Source organism: Streptomyces sp. NPDC111744 (assembly GCF_055634995.1).
The window spans coordinates 452,130-467,449 of sequence record NZ_JBVKCG010000005.1 but is presented as its reverse complement, the minus strand read 5'-3'; the positions used below and the strand labels follow the sequence as shown (position 1 = coordinate 467,449).

Below are 15,320 nucleotides of genomic sequence, written 5' to 3'. Positions count from 1 at the left end.
CCGAGCGGGTCGGGTGGGCCGGTGGGACGTCAGCTGCCGGTGCGCGGGCCCGGCAGGCTGGGCGACAGGCCTACCGCCGCTGTCCTGCGGGTCTGCATCGGCAGTACCCCCTCGGGGTACTGGATCAGCGGGCCCGTCGGTGGCAGCGGTGCCGGTTCCGGGGTGTCGGGGCGGTCGGACTGCGGCCGGCGTGCCCGGTAGGCCGCCCGGTACGCCGCCGGAGACGAACCCAGCTGGCGGCGGAAGTGGCCGCGCAGGGCGACGGGGGAGCGGAAGCCGCAGCGGCCCGCCACCTCGTCCACCGAGTAGTCCGACGTCTCCAGCAGACGCTGCGCCTGGAGCACCCGTTGCGTGATCAGCCACTGCAGCGGGGCGCTACCGGTCAGCGAGCGGAAGCGGCGGTCGAAGGTCCGGCGGCTCATGTACGCGCGTGCCGCCAGCGTCTCCACGTCGAACTGCTCGTGGAGGTGCTCCAGCGCCCAGGCGACGACCTCGGCGAGCGGGTCGGCGCCGATCTCCTCTGGTAAAGATCGATCGAGGTAGCGCTCCTGACCGCCGGAGCGGCGGGGCGGGACCACCAGGCGCCGGGCGAGCGCACCGGCCGCCTCGTTGCCGTGGTCCGTCCGCACGATGTGGAGACAGAGGTCGATTCCGGCCGCCGTACCGGCGGACGTCAGGACGTCGCCGTCGTCCACGAACAGTTCGCGTGGGTCGACGTGCACCGACGGATAGCGCTTGGCCAGCGTCGGCGCGTACATCCAGTGGGTGGTGGCCGGGCGGCCGTCCAACAGTCCGGCGGCCGCCAGTACGAACGCGCCGGTGCACAGCCCGACTATGCGGGCCCCTTCCTCATGGGCGCGGCGCAGCGCGTCCAGGGCTTCTTCGGGCGGTGGCGCGGTGATCGAACGCCAGGCCGGTACGACGACCGTGCCGGCGCGGGAGATCGCCTCCAGGCCATGTGGCGCGGTGAGTTCCAGGCCCCCTGTGGTCCGCAGCGGGCCTTCCTCACCACCGCACACCAGCAGTCGGTAGCGTGGCACTCCGGCGTCCTGGCGGTCTATCCCGAACACCGACAGTGGTATGGAACTCTCGAAGATGGGGCCGCCGCTGAACAGCAGCACCGCGACGATCTCCTTGCGGCGTCGCCCGGAAAGTTTCCGGGCCGCGGCTTCCGGCGCGGCAGTGGAGTCGTGGCTCATCCTGCTAAGCCCCCCTCGGTGGTCGCGGCTCCTCGGTTGTGTCGCTCCTGCACGTTTCCCCTCGGTCCTGCACCAGTCCCCCGCCGTAAGACGTCAAGATCGAATCTACTGGTTTCCGCGGTGTCGCGGTGACCAGTTCGACACGCCGTAGATTGTCGACATGACAACTTGGCGTGAAGCATTCGATCACGAAGCGTTGCACTCACGGGCCGTGCAGGGAAGTGCGCCTCGCGGCAGTGGCCAAACCGCGTAGGGCGCGAAGGGTCCCCTGGACCCTTTCCGTGCAGGTGGAACGGGGGTTGGAGGGTGGTCGGGGCCCCTCTTGCACAGGGTCGGGAAGTTGGCTGAAAAGAAGCGTTCCCGTGCGCGGAAACCGGTCAGTCGACCGGTGTAGTGCCCCTAGTGTGACGTCCGCCTCCCCGGCCCGCTCCGCGGGGTGCCCGGTGCGGGGTCCGGTGCGGCGCCGCGTGGCGTGTTCCGTGGCGTGTCTCCTGTGCCCTCCCGCGCTCCGAGCGGCGCAGCAGATACCGGCATACGGCGGTCACGGCGGCCAGCCCGAGGGCGGTGCCGGCGGTGCCGGCCAGCGAGGTGCCGTACCAGAGGAGCACCACGGGGACGAGGACGCAGGAGAACGCGGCCCAGCGGACGACGTCACCCGTAGTGTCCTGGGCGGGGCGCGGGCGGGGTTTCGCGCGCGGTCCGGGCATGTGTGTGTCTCCCTGGCTGGTGCTCCTGCCGGCTCCCTGGTGGTACCTCTCCGGGGTTCAACGCGTGTTCGAGCGGTCGGTCACCGTGCGTGGCCCAGCTCCTGTCCGAATCCTGTGCAAACCGCCTGTACGGGGCAGCAACCATTGCGTTACGGGTGCGGCTCGTGCATGCTCCCTGGAACCCCTAACCGACTCCGGGGAAGGTCCCCTACGGAGAGTGCGCGGGATCTGGGCTGAGGAGGCGTGCCGCCGTACCCTTGGGGGTATGGGGTTGGGAAGATGTTTCCCGGACACAGCTCCGCCGCACACTGTCGTCCCTCCCACAAAGGATCACAACGCCGAGACAGCCATGGCCGGTCACGAATTCTTCGATCCAGCGGACCGCAAGCGGCCGGTCGCCGATCCCACGGCGGCCGATGCGCTGGCGGCGGAAGAGCCACGCCCTTCCTGCGACCCCGCCTTCAAACACGGAGTGGTCGTCGGCTTCGATGGCTCCACCTCCAGTGAGCGCGCTCTCGCCTATGCGATCGGGATGGCACACCGCTCCCGCGCAGGGCTGATCATCGTCCATGTCGCCAACCGACTGCCGACCACCGTGTGGGCCGGCTGCGAGCCGCCCGTCTTCGTCGACGTGCCGGACCACCGCACCGAGGTGCTCGGTCTCGAACTCGCCTGCGCCGACTACCTGGCCGAGGTGCCCTGGATCCTCGTCGAGCGCGGCGGTGACATCTGCCACGAACTCGAAGAGGTGGGGCGGGAGTACGAGGCCGACGCGATCGTCGTGGGCTCGACCCACGGGATCGTCGGGCGGATCTTCGGCTCCGTCGCGGGCAGACTCGCCAAGCGGGCCAAGCGGCCCGTCGTTGTCATTCCGTAACTCCGCCTTCTCCCAGGTGAGATGCGCCGTGGGAACGGTCCGGCTCCCTTTGTGCCGTGCGTAAACCTACTCGCGCGTAGAGGTGTTTGTGCCCTTGTGAAGGGCATATATCGGTCACCGCGCGCAACTGCACAAGCATGAAGGGAGCCCGCCGTGAACAATGACGTCTCTGCGGGAAGCGGAACCACTACCGTGGCCGGCCGACTCGCCCTGGGGATCACCCTGTTGGCGTTCGGCCTCGGCACCACCGGCGTGATCGACGGCGTCACCACGTCCGACGCCGTGTCAGTCGCCCACTACGTGGGCGGAGTCGCCCTCTTCCTCGTCGGCCTGCTGGCCTTCCGTGACCGTGACACCGTGAACGGCACGGGCTATGTGGCCCTCGGCGCCCTCTGGTTCACCTGGGCCGTCTCGTCCGGCGGCAACGCCTCGGCCAACGCGGCCGGGCTCTTCCTGGTCCTCTTCGCCCTCGTGGCACTGTCGTTGACCCTCGCGGGCGGCGACACGCTCGGACAGGCCATGCACGGGCTGCTGTTCCTGTCGATGCTGCTGCTCGCTGTCGCGAACTTCGCCGACAGCTCCTCGCTGGTCAAGGTGGGCGGCTGGGTCGCCGCGGCGGCGGGGGCGGTGGCCTGGTACGCCGCGACGGCCGCGCTCGCGCACTGGCCGACGGTCCTTCCCAGGCGGGCTGCCGGTCGGGGGGTGACGGCCCACGGCTGATACGGCAGCCGACGCCGGGGAGTTGGGCGTCCCCGGCGACATATGGAGCGGACCCCCTGGTGGCCGGTGGCCCACCTAGGGGTCCGCTCCCCTTTTTGCGCCTGAACCGGCGCCGCTCTCGCGGACCTGGTTGCTCGCCGTGGGGGTTACTCAACTGTCGCTACGGCCGTCGGGGCGAGAAGAACCTATTCAACCGTCACCGACTTCGCCAGGTTCCTCGGCTTGTCGATGTCCCTGCCCAGGGCCTTCGCCGTGTGGTACGCGAGGAGTTGGAGGGGGATGCCCATCAGGATGGGGTCGAGTTCGTCCTCGTTCTTCGGGACGACGATCGTGCGGTCCGCCTTCTCCTGGTGCTGGTGGGCCACCGCCAGGATCTTGCCGCTGCGGGCCTTGATCTCCTCCAGGGCCGCGCGGTTCTTCTCCAGGAGGTCGTCATCGGGGACGATCGCCACCGTGGGGAGCGCCGGCTCGATCAGGGCCAGCGGGCCGTGCTTCAGCTCGGACGCCGGGTAGGCCTCCGCGTGGATGTAGGAGACCTCCTTGAGCTTCAGGGAGGCCTCGCGGGCCACCGGGTAGCCCCTGACGCGGCCGATGAAGAGCATCGAGCGGGCGTCGGCGTACTCCTTCGCCAGCTTCTCGATCTCCGCCTCCTGGTCGAGGATCTCGGCGATCTGGGCGGGCAGCCTGCGCAGGCCGTCGATGACCCGCTTGCCGTCGCGGACCGAGAGGTCCCGGATGCGGCCCAGGTGCAGGGCGAGGAGTGCGAAGGCGACCGTGGTGTTGGTGAAGCACTTCGTCGAGACGACGCAGACCTCCGGCCCGGCGTGCACGTACATGCCGCCGTCCGCCTCACGGGCGATCGCCGAGCCGACCACGTTCACCACGCCCAGCACCCGCGCGCCCTTGCGCTTCAGCTCCTGGACGGCGGCGAGGACGTCGTACGTCTCACCGGACTGGGAGACCGCGATGTAGAGGGTGTCGGGGTCGACGACCGGGTTGCGGTAGCGGAACTCGGAGGCGGGCTCGGCGTCCGCGGGGATACGGGCCAGCTCCTCGATCATCTGGGCGCCGATCATGCCCGCGTGGTACGAGGTGCCGCAGCCGAGGATCTTCACCCGGCGCACGGCACGCGCGTCGCGGGCGTCCAGGTTGAGGCCGCCGAGGTGCACGGTGGAGAAGCGGTCGTCGATCCGGCCGCGCAGCACGCGGTCGACCGCGTCGGGCTGCTCGAAGATCTCCTTGTGCATGTAGGTGTCGTGGCCGCCCATGTCGTACGACTCGGCCTCCCACTCCACTGTGGTCGGCTCGGCCGTCGTCCGGGTGCCCTCGGTGGTGTAGGTCCGGAAGTCGTCGGCCTTGAGGGTGGCCATCTCGCCGTCGTCGAGAGTCACTATCTGGCGGGTGTGGGTGACCAGGGCCGCGATGTCGGAGGCGACGAACATCTCCTTGTCGCCGATGCCGAGGACGACCGGGGAGCCGTTCCTGGCCACCACGATGCGCTCGGGGAAGTCGGCGTGCATCACCGCGATGCCGTAGGTGCCCTCGATCAGGCGCAGGGCCTGGCGGACCTTCTCCTCCAGGGTCTCCGCCTGGGAGCGGGCGACGAGGTGGACGAGGACCTCGGTGTCGGTCTCGGAGAGGAACTCGACGCCGTCCGCCTCCAGCTTGCGGCGGAGGTCGGAGGCGTTGTCGATGATGCCGTTGTGGACGACGGCGACCCTCTGGTCGGCCGACATGTGCGGGTGGGCGTTCACGTCGGAGGGTGCGCCGTGGGTGGCCCAGCGGGTGTGGGCGATACCGGTGGTGCCCTTGAAGCGCGCCGGTACCTTGGCCTCCAGGTCCCGGACCCGGCCCTTGGCCTTGACCATCTTCAGGCCGGCCGCCTTCGGCGAGGTGACGACGATGCCCGCCGAGTCGTAGCCGCGGTATTCCAGTCGCTGCAGCCCCTCGAGGAGAAGGGGAGCCACATCACGCTTACCGATGTATCCGACAATTCCGCACATATATAGGTGTTCCGTATTCTCAGCCGTAGACCATGCGGCGCAGTTGCCGGAGGGTGAGCTCCGGCGGGGCGACCGCCCTGTACTTCAGATCCGCCTCGATCCGTTCGAAGATCTCCGCGTTCACCAGGCCTTCCGCCTGCAGTTCGCGGTGGCGGCGCCGGACGTAGTCCCCGGCCGTCTCGTCGAAGTAGGCGAGCACGTCCTGTACCACCCGCAGCGCCTCGCCCCGGCTCAGGAGCGTGGACCGCGTCAGATGATCAACCAGTTCGTCGTGCACCCGTAGATCCTGGAGTACGGGATGGCGGTTACGCAAGAATCCTGCCCGATTCCGGGCAACGGCCTGTTGAATCTCTTTTGGGTTCTGTTCGTAGCCTGTCCATCCTGTGTCTTGCGCGACGTTGCTTGTGAAGACGAGTTTCAGACGTCATGGACATTCCTCGTATGGGAGTACCCGAACAGCTGGCCGAGCGTATGAGCATGGCCGAGCAGCACGAGTACCTGCGCGCCAAGTTCTCCCGGCGCTCGATGATCAGAGGCGGCGCCGTGACTGTCGGCGCCGTCACGGGTGGCTCGTTCGTGCTGGGCGGCACCGCCCGGGCGGCCGTTCCCACCCAGGCCTCCGCCCCGGCCGCCGAGTACGTCGACGGCGCCTTCGTGGCGCCGTTCGGCCGTCACCTCGCCTACGGTAACGACGCCAGCACGGAGATGACGATCTCCTGGCAGGTCCCGGTCGCGGTGAAGAAGCCCTTCGTCCGCATCGGCACCCACGCCTCGCACCTCTCCGTCAAGATCCCGGCAGAGATCCGTGCCCTCTACACCCCGGCCGGGGTGGGCGCGAGCGGCGACCACACCCAGTACTACGTGCACGCCAAGCTGGCCAACCTCAAGCCGGGCCGCACCTACTTCTACGGCGTCGGCCACGACGGCTTCGACCCGGCCGCCACGCAGTTCGCCGGCACCATAGGCACCTTCACCACCGCGCCCTCGCACAAGGAGCCGTTCACCTTCACGGCCTTCGGCGACCAGGGCGTCAGCTACCACGGCCTGGCCAACGACAGCCTGATCCTCGGCCAGAACCCCAGCTTCCATCTGCACGCCGGCGACATCGCGTACGCCGACCCGGCCGGCCAGGGCAAGTCCGCCGACACCGGCTTCGACTCGCGGGTGTGGGACCAGTTCCTGGCCCAGACCGAGTCGGTCGCCAAGTCGGTGCCGTGGATGGTGTCGTACGGCAACCACGACATGGAGGCCTGGTACTCGCCGAACGGCTACGGCGGCGAGGAGGCCCGCTTCACCCTGCCCGACAACGGGCCGGACAAGAAGAACCTGCCGGGCGTCTACTCCTTCGTCCACGGCAACACGGCGATCATCTCGCTGGACCCGAACGACGTCTCCTTCGAGATCCCGGCGAACCTGGGCATCTCGGGCGGCACGCAGACCACGTGGTTCGAGGGGCAGCTGAAGAAGTTCAGGGCCTCGAAGGACATCGACTTCATCGTCGTGTTCTTCCACCACTGCGCCTACTGCACCTCCACGGCGCATGCCTCGGAGGGGGGCGTGCGACAGGAGTGGGTGCCGCTGTTCGAGAAGTACACGGTGGACCTGGTCATCAACGGCCACAACCACCAGTACGAGCGCACCGACGTCATCAAGGGCAACCAGGTCGTCAAGAAGCTCCCGATCGGCGAGACGGCCTACTCCGAGACCGAAGGTGTCGTCTACGTCACCGCGGGCGCGGCCGGCCGCAGCCTCTACGCGTTCACCGCGCCGGACTCCTACGAGGGCCACCTGAACGAGGTCGACTCCGTGGCCTCCTTCATCAACACCAAGAACGGCAAGGTCAACGAGACCGTCACCTGGTCCCGGGTGCGCTACCTCAACTACTCGTTCCTGCGCGTGGACGTCGAGCCGGCGCCGCGCGGCCAGTACGCCAAGCTGAAGGTGTCGGGCATCGCCGAGACCGGCGACCGCATCGACCACTTCACAGTGGCCCGCAAGGCCAAGTAAGGGCCTACGCCCGGAAGGCAGGGCGTAAGGCGCACCCGCAGGCGGTCCTCACATGCGTTTGAGGACCGCCTGTTTGGCCATCGCGAACTCCTCGTCCGTGAGCACGCCCTCGCGATGCAGCTCACCCAGTTCGCGCAGGCGCCGCAGCAGCGCGTCATGATCGGCCTCGGGCTCCTCCACCGCCGTGGGCGCAGGCGGTACGGCCGTCGACGGATGCGGCAGCCGCGCCTGCACCGCCGCCGCGACCAGCGCCATCAGCGGATCCCGCTTGAACCCCCACAGCTCCACCGCGTTGGGGTCGTACTTGGCCCGTACCCTGGCCGGCGCGCCGCGCACCCGGAACCGCAGATGGCCGTTCTCCAGCCCGGCGGAGGGCTGCCACTCCACGGCTAGGATGTCCGCCAGGGCCAGCGTGCGGGGACCGGCGGCGGCCTTCGTGTCCTCCGTCTTCCAGTTCCACTCCAGCCGCACCCGCTCCCCGTCGAAGCCGGCCGTGCCGTCCCCGGCGGAGACCGACAGCGGCAGCCGCGGACCGGGCAGCAGATACCCGCTCACCGGCGTGTTCGGAACCTGCTCCAGCACCAGCGCGTCACGCACCTCGTCCGTGAAGTACTCGGCGACGCCGTACCGGTCCGGCTCCACGGCCAGCTGATACGGGTCGTGGGTCTCGGCGAGACGGCCACCGGTGGCGTGCAGCAGCGGATCGGCGCCGTCCCGCAGCCGCAGCCTCAGCCGCCCCGACCTACGGCCCTGCTCGAACGAGATCCCCGCCAACGCACCCAGCGGGACGTCCAGTTCACCCAGCATCCGGCGCAGCACACTGACGTTCTTGTCCCGGCCGGGGGTCAGCCGCAGGGCGTCCCCGTCGAAGACCCAGATGCCGTCCTTCTGGATGATTTCCGCCATGCGGGGATTGTTCCACCGGAAGTACCGCCGGTTGGTCTCGACCAATCCCGCACTGTGGTGCATCCTCGGCCGAGGCCCCTGCACTGAGTTCTGTCGAAGGGAGCGCACGTGAGACGGCACCACAGAACGACTCCCCGAACTTCCCGCACCTCCCGTACTCCCCGCATGGCCCGCGTCCTCGGGTCCCTGCTGCTGGTCGCGGCGGCCGGCACCTTCACGGTCGGCGCCACCCCGGCGACACCGAGGCCCGCGCCGGCCCCACTGGACCGGGTCGTCCCGGCGCCCGCCTCGGTCAAGGCGGGCGGAGCGCCGTACCGCATCACCCGCGACACCGCCATCCGCGTCAACGGCTCCCGGGAGGCCCGCCGGGTCGCCGAGTACCTCGCGGACCTGCTGCGCCCGTCGACCGGCTACCGGCTGCCCCTGACCACCCATGGCGGCTCGGGCATCCAACTCCGTCTGACCAAAGGCCCGTTCGGCGCCGAGGGCTACCGCCTCGACAGCGGCCGCGACGGCGTCACCCTCACCGCCGCCGAACCCGCCGGCCTCTTCCACGGCGTCCAGACCCTGCGCCAGCTGCTCCCGGCCGCCGTCGAGAAGGACACCGCGCAGCCCGGCCCCTGGCTGATCGCGGGCGGCACCATCACCGACCGCCCCCGCTACGCCTACCGGGGGGCGATGCTCGACGTCTCCCGGCACTTCTTCACCGTGGCCCAGGTCAAGCACTACATCGACGAGTTGGCCCTCTACAAGATCGACGAGCTGCATCTGCACCTCAGCGACGACCAGGGCTGGCGCATCGCCATCGACTCCTGGCCCCGCCTGGCGGCCTACGGCGGCTCCACCCAGGTCGGCGGCGGCAAGGGCGGCCACTACACGAAGGCCGACTACCGGGAGATCGTCCGCTACGCCGCCTCCCGCTATCTCGAAGTCGTCCCCGAGATCGACATGCCCGGCCACACCAACGCGGCCCTCGCCTCCTACGCCGACCTGAACTGCGACGGCACCGCACCGCCGCTGTACACCGGCACGGAGGTCGGCTTCAGCTCGCTGTGCGCGTCGAAGCAGGTGACGTACGACTTCGCGGACGACGTCATCCGCGAACTGGCCGCCCTCACCCCGGGCCGCTGTCTCCACATCGGCGGCGACGAGGCGCACTCCACCAGCCACGAGGACTATGTGGCCTTCATGGACCGGGTGCAGCCGATCGTCGCCGAGTACGGCAAGACGGTGATCGGCTGGCACCAGCTGACCGGCGCGCACCCGGCGCCCGGGGCCATCGCCCAGTACTGGGGGCTGGACGACACCAGTGCGGACGAGAAGGCCCAGGTGGTCAAGGCCGCGCAGCACGGCACCGGGCTGATCCTCTCGCCCGCCGACCGGGTCTACCTCGACATGAAGTACACCGAGGACACCCCGCTCGGCCAGGACTGGGCCGGTCTGGTCGAGGTGAAGCGGTCGTACGACTGGGATCCTGGCAACTACCTTGCCGGAGTGCCCGGTTCGGCCGTCCGGGGCGTCGAGGCGCCGCTGTGGACCGAGACCATCGTGACCAACGCCGACATCGACTACATGGCCTTCCCGAGGCTGCCCGGGGTGGCCGAGCTGGGCTGGTCGCCGTCCGCGAGCCACGACTGGGACGCCTACAGGGTGCGGCTCGCCGCGCAGGCGCCCCGCTGGGACGCTCTCGGCATTGACTACTACCGCTCTCCGCAGGTGCCCTGGCCTGCGAAGTAAGCTGAAGAACAAGCTGAACCGGAAAGACCGGCGGGCTCCCCCGAGGACCGTACTCGGGGGAGCCCGTCCGCCTGGATCAGAACCCCGCGACGGGATTTTTCAGGGTTCCGACCAGCTGGAGGGCGCCTGACGGGTCCGCCAGGTCCACCATCTGCCTGTTGTTGCGCAGCTGGAGCCGGTTGAGGCAGGACAGCGCGAACTCGGGCGCGAACATGTCGTACTGCGCGAACCTGTCGGCGAGTTCGGGCGCCGACTCCTGGTACTCGCGGGTGACCTCGGCGACCGTCCGCCAGAAGTCGTCCTCCTCCAGGACCCCTTCGGCCGCGAGGTTCGCGGCGAGGAAGCGGAAGAAGCAGTCGAAGACGTCCGTGAAGACGGAGAGGAGTTTCTTGTCCTCGGGGACCTCGACGCGCAGCCGCTCGACCGTCGGCGGCAGCACCGCGTCCGGGTCCATGACCGCGATCTCCTCGGCGATGTCCTTGTAGACCGCCCGCTGGACCACGCCGTCCTTCAGGACCAGGATGACGTTCTCGCCGTGCGGCATGAACACCAGGTCGTAGGCGTAGAAGCTGTGCAGGAGGGGCGTGAAGTAGGCCCGCAGGTAGGCGCGCAGCCACTCCCGCGGCGGCAGCCCGCTCTGCTCGACCAGCGCGGCCGCGAAGGAGGCGCCCTCGTGGTCCACGTGCAGCAGGGAGGCCATCGTCGCGAGCGACTCACCCTCCTGGAGGGACGGCACCGGGCTCTCCCGCCAGAGCGCGGCCAGCATCTTCCGGTACGGCGAGTAGCGGTCGGTCGCCTGCTCGTACTCAAGGTGCCGGTAGCCCACGGCCGCCCGCTCCCGGATGATCGACAGTCCGGTGGACCTGAGCACCGGGTCGTTGTCGATGAGCTGGGCCAGCCAGTCGTTGATCGCCGGGGTGGCCTCCATGTAGGCGGCCGAAAGGCCGCGCATGAAGCCCATGTTGAGGACCGACAGGGCGGTCTTCACGTAGTGCTTCTCGGGGTGGCTGCTGTTGAAGAAGGTCCGGATGGACTGCTGGGCCAGGTACTCGTCGTCGCCCTCGCCCAGGCACACCAGGTGACCGCGCGCGACCTCGGCGGCGAAGGTGACGGTGAGCTTGTTCCACCACTGCCAGGGGTGGACCGGGATGAAGAGGTAGTCGGCGGGATCCAGGCCCCGGTCGCGCAGGACACCGTGGAAGCGCTCGACGGTCTCCTCGCCCAGCTCGTCGCGTACGAAGGACTCGTACTCGATGCCGACCCCCGCGGTGAACGCGGCGCGCGAGGTGTGGGCCGCCAGCCAGACCAGCCGGACCGGGCTCGCGGTCTCGGGGGCGTACGACAGGTACTCGTGGATGCCGAAGCCGAGCCGGCCGTTGTTGGCGACGAAGCAGGGGTGGCCCTCGGTCATCCCGGTCTCGATCGCCTGGAAACCGGCCCGCGCCAGCTCGGCGGCCGGTATCTGCGGCTTGGTGAGCTTGTAGCAGGTACCGGAGAGGGTGGAGGAGATCTCCTCCAGATAGACCGGCAGGATCTCGTCGCTCAGGCCCAGGGACTTCTTCAGCTCGATGAAGAAGTCCAATGCGGCGAGGGGGAGTTCGACCCCGTCGCGGACCCGGCTGATGGAGTCGGCGTCCACCTGCCAGTGGTCCAGGGCGCGACGGACGGCGGTGAAGCGGTAGCGGGTGAACCCGTCGTCGCTGCGGATGACGTAACCGGTCCCCTCCTCCTCCGGGGTGATCAGGCGCTCGTGGGCGAACTCCGCGAGCGCCTTGCGTATCAGGAGCCGGTTGGCCTTCTCCCAGCGCTCGGGCGAGAGATGGGAGACCGTGTCTGCGAGGGTCATACGGACACCGCCTTCTCGAACTGCTCCCGGGTGCAGAAGCTCAGCAACGCCTTCTTCTCCGGCTTCTGTATCTCGCGTACGGGCACGAACCCGACGGCCTCGTTCAGCGCGAGCACGGCCGTGTTGCGCACATCCGGCTCGACGACGATCCGCCGGGTCGCGGGGTCCTCGAAGAGGTGGGCCACCACGGCCGTGATGACGGCCTTGGTGAAGCCGTGTACGGGCGTGTCGGTGGCCGGGGTCAGGAAGTGCATCCCGACGTCCCCCGGCTCGGGCTCGTACAGCCCGACCAGCTCGCGGTGGGCGGGGTCGTACTTCTCCATCAGGAAGGCGGGCTCACAGTCCTCGCCGAGCCCCAGCAGCGCGTGGTGGTGCTCGTCGGCCGCGATCTCCATGTACGCCCGCTCGACGTCCTCCAGTTTCGCGCCCTGCATCATCCAGTAGGCCGCCTTGGGGTGCGTCACCCAGCGGTGCAGCAGCTCGGCGTCCTTGAGGGGGTCGAGGGGGCGGAAGGTGAACGTCGTGGTCATCGTGCTCATATCGCGAACTCCTGGAAGGCGATCGTCTTCTCCACCGGGTAGTACTCCGAGCCGAGCAGCTCGCGGATGATGTACGCGTTCCGGTAGGGGCCCATGCCCAGGTCGGGGCTGGTGATGCTGTGGGTGTGGACGCCGGCGTTCTGCAGGAACACACCCCGGCCGGTGACGTCGATGGCGTAGTTGCGGGCCACGTCGAAGTTGCCGTGGGTGTCGTAGCGCAGCCGGTCCCGGACGGGCTTGAGGAACTCGGGCTCGGCGTACCTGTAGCCGGTGGCCAGGACCAGACCCTGGGTCTCGATCTCGTAGTCCTTGCCCTGCTCCTCCTGGCGGAGGGAGAGGGTGTAGGTGCCGTTGTCGTAGGCTGCCGCGTTCAGCGAGGAGTTGGTGAGCAGCCGGGTGGGGACCGGCCCGCCGAGGCTCTTCTGGTAGAGCAGGTCGAAGATCTCGTTGATCAGGTCGCCGTCGATCCCCTTGAACAGGCCCTTCTGCTCGGCGGTGAGCCGGTAGCGGGTCTGCTCGGGCAGGGCGTGGTAGTAGTCGATGTACTCGGGGCTGGTCATCTCCAGCGTGAGCTTGGTGTATTCGAGGGGGAAGAAGCGCGGGGAGCGGGTCACCCAGTTCAGCCGGTAGCCGTGGACGTCGATCTCCCCGAGCAGGTCGTGGTAGATCTCGGCGGCGGACTGGCCGCTGCCGACCAGCGTGATCGACTCCTTCGACTGGAGCGCCTCGCGGTGCCGCAGGTACTGCGAGTTGTGGATGAAGTCCCCGTTCAGGCCCTGGCAGGCCTCCGGGATGTGCGGTGGGGTGCCGGTGCCGAGGACCAGATGGCGGGCGCGGTAGGTGTCACCGGCGGCCGTGGAGACGACGTACAGGCCGTCGTCGTACCGGACGTCGGTCACCGTCGTGCCGAAGCGGACGTTGGTCAGTTTGTTCGCGGCCCAGCGGCAGTAGTCGTCGTACTCGACCCGCAGCGGATAGAAGTTCTCGCGGATGTAGAACGAGTACAGTCGGCCCTTCTCCTTCAGGTAGTTGAGGAAGGAGTACGGCGAGGTGGGGTCCGCCAGGGTGACCAGGTCCGACATGAACGGGGTCTGGAGGTGGGCGCCGTCGAGGAACATCCCTGCGTGCCACTCGAAGTCGGGCTTCGAGTCCAGGAAGACACCGTCCAGTTCGGCGATCGGCTCGGTCAGACAGGCGAGGCCGAGGTTGAAGGGGCCGAGCCCGATACCCACGAAGTCATGGGCTTTGGACGGGCGTTCAGGACGCGCGGTCAAGGGACTCTCCTCCCAGGTACTGCTCGGCGTGGCCGGCGATCAGGTCGAGGACGGCGGCGATGTCGGCCGTCGTGGTCTCGGGGTTGAGCAGGGTGAACTTGAGGTAGTGGCGGCCGCCGACCTTGGTGCCCGCGACCACGGCGTCGCCGGAGGCGAACAGGGCCTTGCGGGCGTACAGGTTGGCGCGGTCGGTCTCGGCCGGGTCGGTGACGGCCGCCGGGATGTACCGGAAGACGAGGGTGGACAGGGTCGGCTCGACGACCACGTCGAAGCGGGGGTCGGCGGCGAGCAGCTTCCAGCCCTCCGCCGCCAGGTCGCAGACCTCGTCGAAGAGTTCGCCGATGCCGTCGGCGCCCATGGTGCGCAGGGTCATCCACAGCTTGAGGGCGTCGAAGCGGCGGGTGGTCTGCAGGGACTTGTCGACCTGGTTGGGGATGCGCTCGGTGACCATCCGGCGCGGGTTGAGGTACTCCGCGTGGTAGGTGGCGTGGCGCAGGGTGGAAGCGTCCCGGACCAGCACGGCGGACGAACTCACCGGCTGGAAGAAGGACTTGTGGTAGTCGACGGTGACCGAGTCGGCGCGCTCGATGCCGGCGATCCGGTTCCGGTGCTTCAGGGAGGCGAGCAGACCGCAGCCGTAGGCCGCGTCCACGTGCATCCAGACGCCGTACTGCTCGCACAGCTCGGCGATCTCCGGCAGCGGGTCGATGGAGCCGAAGTCGGTGGTGCCGGCGGTGGCGACGACCGCCATGGGGATGCGGCCGTCGCGACGGCAGCGCTCCAGCTCACGGGCGAGGGCAACGGTCTGCATCCGCTTGTCCTGGCCGACGGGGACGCAGACCACCGCGTCCTGGCCGAGGCCCAGCAGTTTCGCCGACTTCCTCACGCTGAAGTGGCTGACCTCGGAGGCGAAGATCCGCGGTTTGGCCGGACTGTCGGTCTTCGCCTCCTCGCGGGCCAGCAGCAGCGCCTGGAGGTTGGACTGGGTGCCGCCCGAGGTGAAGACACCGTCGGCGGCCTCGCCGAGGCCGATACGGGCGGTCGTCCAGTCGATCAGTTTCCGCTCGATGAGGGTGCCGCCGGCCGACTGGTCCCAGGTGTCCAGGGAGGAGTTGACCGCGGTGAGCACCGCCTCGCCGAGCACCGCCGGGATGACCACCGGACAGTTGAGGTGGGCGAGGTAGCGGGGGTGGTGGAAGTAGACGGCGTCCCGGAGGTAGACGTCCTCCAGCTCGTCCAGGACCGCGGTGGTGTCGTGCAGCGGCTGGTCGAGGTCGATGCCGTCGATGAGCGGGGAGAGGGTGTCGACGGTGACACCCGTGAACGGCCGGTCGGTGGTGGCGAGTTTGGCCGCCACCCGCTCCACTCCTTCGGTCACGGAGCGGCGGTAGTGCTCCGCGGTGAGGTCATTGAGCAGGTGCGAGCGCATAGGGGGGTCCTCCGGGGACGATCCGGGCGGGGGAGGGGAGTGGAGCTCCTGGATGAAACTTAGGTTAGCCTAACCT

Annotated in this window: 13 protein-coding genes; 4 read left to right on the top strand and 9 right to left on the bottom strand. The window is 68.9% G+C overall.

Features of this window, described 5'->3' with window-relative positions; genetic code table 11:
- Positions 1 to 29: 29 nt before the first annotated feature.
- Together ACZ7OO_RS14820 and ACZ7OO_RS14815 are read right to left on the bottom strand one after the other, a co-directional pair.
- Positions 30 to 1,199 (bottom strand): helix-turn-helix domain-containing protein, encoded by a 1,170-nt coding sequence (locus tag ACZ7OO_RS14820; RefSeq protein WP_352220759.1) that lies wholly within the window; start codon positions 1,197 to 1,199, stop codon positions 30 to 32.
- Positions 1,200 to 1,576: 377 nt separating this feature from the next.
- Complete coding sequence (locus tag ACZ7OO_RS14815; RefSeq protein ID WP_471504850.1) at positions 1,577 to 1,906, bottom strand: hypothetical protein; 330 nt, start codon at positions 1,904 to 1,906, stop codon at positions 1,577 to 1,579.
- Positions 1,907 to 2,255: 349 nt separating this feature from the next.
- Between ACZ7OO_RS14815 and ACZ7OO_RS14810 the strand changes: the two genes are divergently transcribed.
- Both ACZ7OO_RS14810 and ACZ7OO_RS14805 read left to right on the top strand, forming a co-directional pair.
- A complete protein-coding gene (locus ACZ7OO_RS14810) occupies positions 2,256 to 2,783 on the top strand; it encodes a universal stress protein (RefSeq protein WP_384998628.1) in 528 nt (175 codons plus the stop codon).
- 153 nt (positions 2,784 to 2,936) lie between these two features.
- The gene (locus ACZ7OO_RS14805; RefSeq protein WP_471504849.1) at positions 2,937 to 3,503 is read left to right on the top strand and encodes a GPR1/FUN34/YaaH family transporter; all 567 of its coding nucleotides are present in this window, start codon (positions 2,937 to 2,939) and stop codon (positions 3,501 to 3,503) included.
- Between the two features lie 185 nt (positions 3,504 to 3,688).
- Here the strand turns inward: ACZ7OO_RS14805 and glmS are convergent, their stop codons facing one another.
- Both glmS and ACZ7OO_RS14795 read right to left on the bottom strand, forming a co-directional pair.
- Positions 3,689 to 5,506, bottom strand: a complete 1,818-nt coding sequence (gene glmS, locus ACZ7OO_RS14800) for a glutamine--fructose-6-phosphate transaminase (isomerizing) (protein WP_471504847.1) — start codon at positions 5,504 to 5,506, stop codon at positions 3,689 to 3,691.
- Between the two features lie 19 nt (positions 5,507 to 5,525).
- Complete coding sequence (locus ACZ7OO_RS14795; RefSeq protein ID WP_471504845.1) at positions 5,526 to 5,783, bottom strand: hypothetical protein; 258 nt, start codon at positions 5,781 to 5,783, stop codon at positions 5,526 to 5,528.
- 164 nt (positions 5,784 to 5,947) lie between these two features.
- Here ACZ7OO_RS14795 and ACZ7OO_RS14790 point away from each other — a divergent pair, with 164 nt between their 5' ends.
- Positions 5,948 to 7,513 carry a purple acid phosphatase family protein gene (locus ACZ7OO_RS14790; RefSeq protein ID WP_471504843.1) on the top strand — a complete coding sequence of 522 codons (1,566 nt, stop codon included), beginning with the start codon at positions 5,948 to 5,950 and terminating at the stop codon, positions 7,511 to 7,513.
- A gap of 48 nt (positions 7,514 to 7,561) precedes the next feature.
- Here the strand turns inward: ACZ7OO_RS14790 and ACZ7OO_RS14785 are convergent, their stop codons facing one another.
- Positions 7,562 to 8,419, bottom strand: a complete 858-nt coding sequence (locus ACZ7OO_RS14785; protein ID WP_471504841.1) for a DUF4429 domain-containing protein — start codon at positions 8,417 to 8,419, stop codon at positions 7,562 to 7,564.
- Between the two features lie 165 nt (positions 8,420 to 8,584).
- Here ACZ7OO_RS14785 and ACZ7OO_RS14780 point away from each other — a divergent pair, with 165 nt between their 5' ends.
- On the top strand, positions 8,585 to 10,156 hold the full coding sequence (locus ACZ7OO_RS14780; RefSeq protein ID WP_471504840.1) for a beta-N-acetylhexosaminidase: 1,572 nt from the start codon (positions 8,585 to 8,587) through the stop codon (positions 10,154 to 10,156).
- Positions 10,157 to 10,232: 76 nt separating this feature from the next.
- Here ACZ7OO_RS14780 and ACZ7OO_RS14775 read toward each other — a convergent pair whose 3' ends face one another.
- Genes ACZ7OO_RS14775 through desA form a run of 4 tightly spaced genes read right to left on the bottom strand, consistent with a single transcriptional unit; the run spans position 10,233 to position 15,244 of the window.
- The gene (locus ACZ7OO_RS14775) at positions 10,233 to 12,002 is read right to left on the bottom strand and encodes an IucA/IucC family protein (protein ID WP_471504838.1); all 1,770 of its coding nucleotides are present in this window, start codon (positions 12,000 to 12,002) and stop codon (positions 10,233 to 10,235) included.
- Positions 11,999 to 12,541 (bottom strand): GNAT family N-acetyltransferase, encoded by a 543-nt coding sequence (locus ACZ7OO_RS14770; protein WP_471504836.1) that lies wholly within the window; start codon positions 12,539 to 12,541, stop codon positions 11,999 to 12,001. The genes ACZ7OO_RS14775 and ACZ7OO_RS14770 overlap by 4 nt, the downstream gene beginning before the upstream one ends.
- On the bottom strand, positions 12,538 to 13,815 hold the full coding sequence (locus ACZ7OO_RS14765; RefSeq protein ID WP_471504835.1) for a lysine N(6)-hydroxylase/L-ornithine N(5)-oxygenase family protein: 1,278 nt from the start codon (positions 13,813 to 13,815) through the stop codon (positions 12,538 to 12,540). Before ACZ7OO_RS14765 ends, ACZ7OO_RS14770 begins: the two co-directional genes overlap by 4 nt.
- Positions 13,799 to 15,244, bottom strand: coding sequence for a lysine decarboxylase DesA (desA, locus tag ACZ7OO_RS14760; protein WP_471504833.1), 1,446 nt, complete (start codon positions 15,242 to 15,244; stop codon positions 13,799 to 13,801). The genes ACZ7OO_RS14765 and desA overlap by 17 nt, the downstream gene beginning before the upstream one ends.
- Positions 15,245 to 15,320: the final 76 nt, after the last annotated feature.

Coding starts and splice junctions, on each gene's coding strand:
- ACZ7OO_RS14770 (WP_471504836.1), bottom strand. CDS start 12,541: ATGAGCACGATGACCACGACGTTCACCTTCCGCCCCCTCGACCCCCTC.
- ACZ7OO_RS14820 (WP_352220759.1), bottom strand. CDS start 1,199: ATGAGCCACGACTCCACTGCCGCGCCGGAAGCCGCGGCCCGGAAACTT.
- glmS (WP_471504847.1), bottom strand. CDS start 5,506: ATGTGCGGAATTGTCGGATACATCGGTAAGCGTGATGTGGCTCCCCTT.
- ACZ7OO_RS14775 (WP_471504838.1), bottom strand. CDS start 12,002: ATGACCCTCGCAGACACGGTCTCCCATCTCTCGCCCGAGCGCTGGGAG.
- ACZ7OO_RS14815 (WP_471504850.1), bottom strand. CDS start 1,906: ATGCCCGGACCGCGCGCGAAACCCCGCCCGCGCCCCGCCCAGGACACT.
- ACZ7OO_RS14810 (WP_384998628.1), top strand. CDS start 2,256: ATGGCCGGTCACGAATTCTTCGATCCAGCGGACCGCAAGCGGCCGGTC.
- ACZ7OO_RS14780 (WP_471504840.1), top strand. CDS start 8,585: ATGGCCCGCGTCCTCGGGTCCCTGCTGCTGGTCGCGGCGGCCGGCACC.
- ACZ7OO_RS14790 (WP_471504843.1), top strand. CDS start 5,948: ATGGGAGTACCCGAACAGCTGGCCGAGCGTATGAGCATGGCCGAGCAG.
- desA (WP_471504833.1), bottom strand. CDS start 15,244: ATGCGCTCGCACCTGCTCAATGACCTCACCGCGGAGCACTACCGCCGC.
- ACZ7OO_RS14785 (WP_471504841.1), bottom strand. CDS start 8,419: ATGGCGGAAATCATCCAGAAGGACGGCATCTGGGTCTTCGACGGGGAC.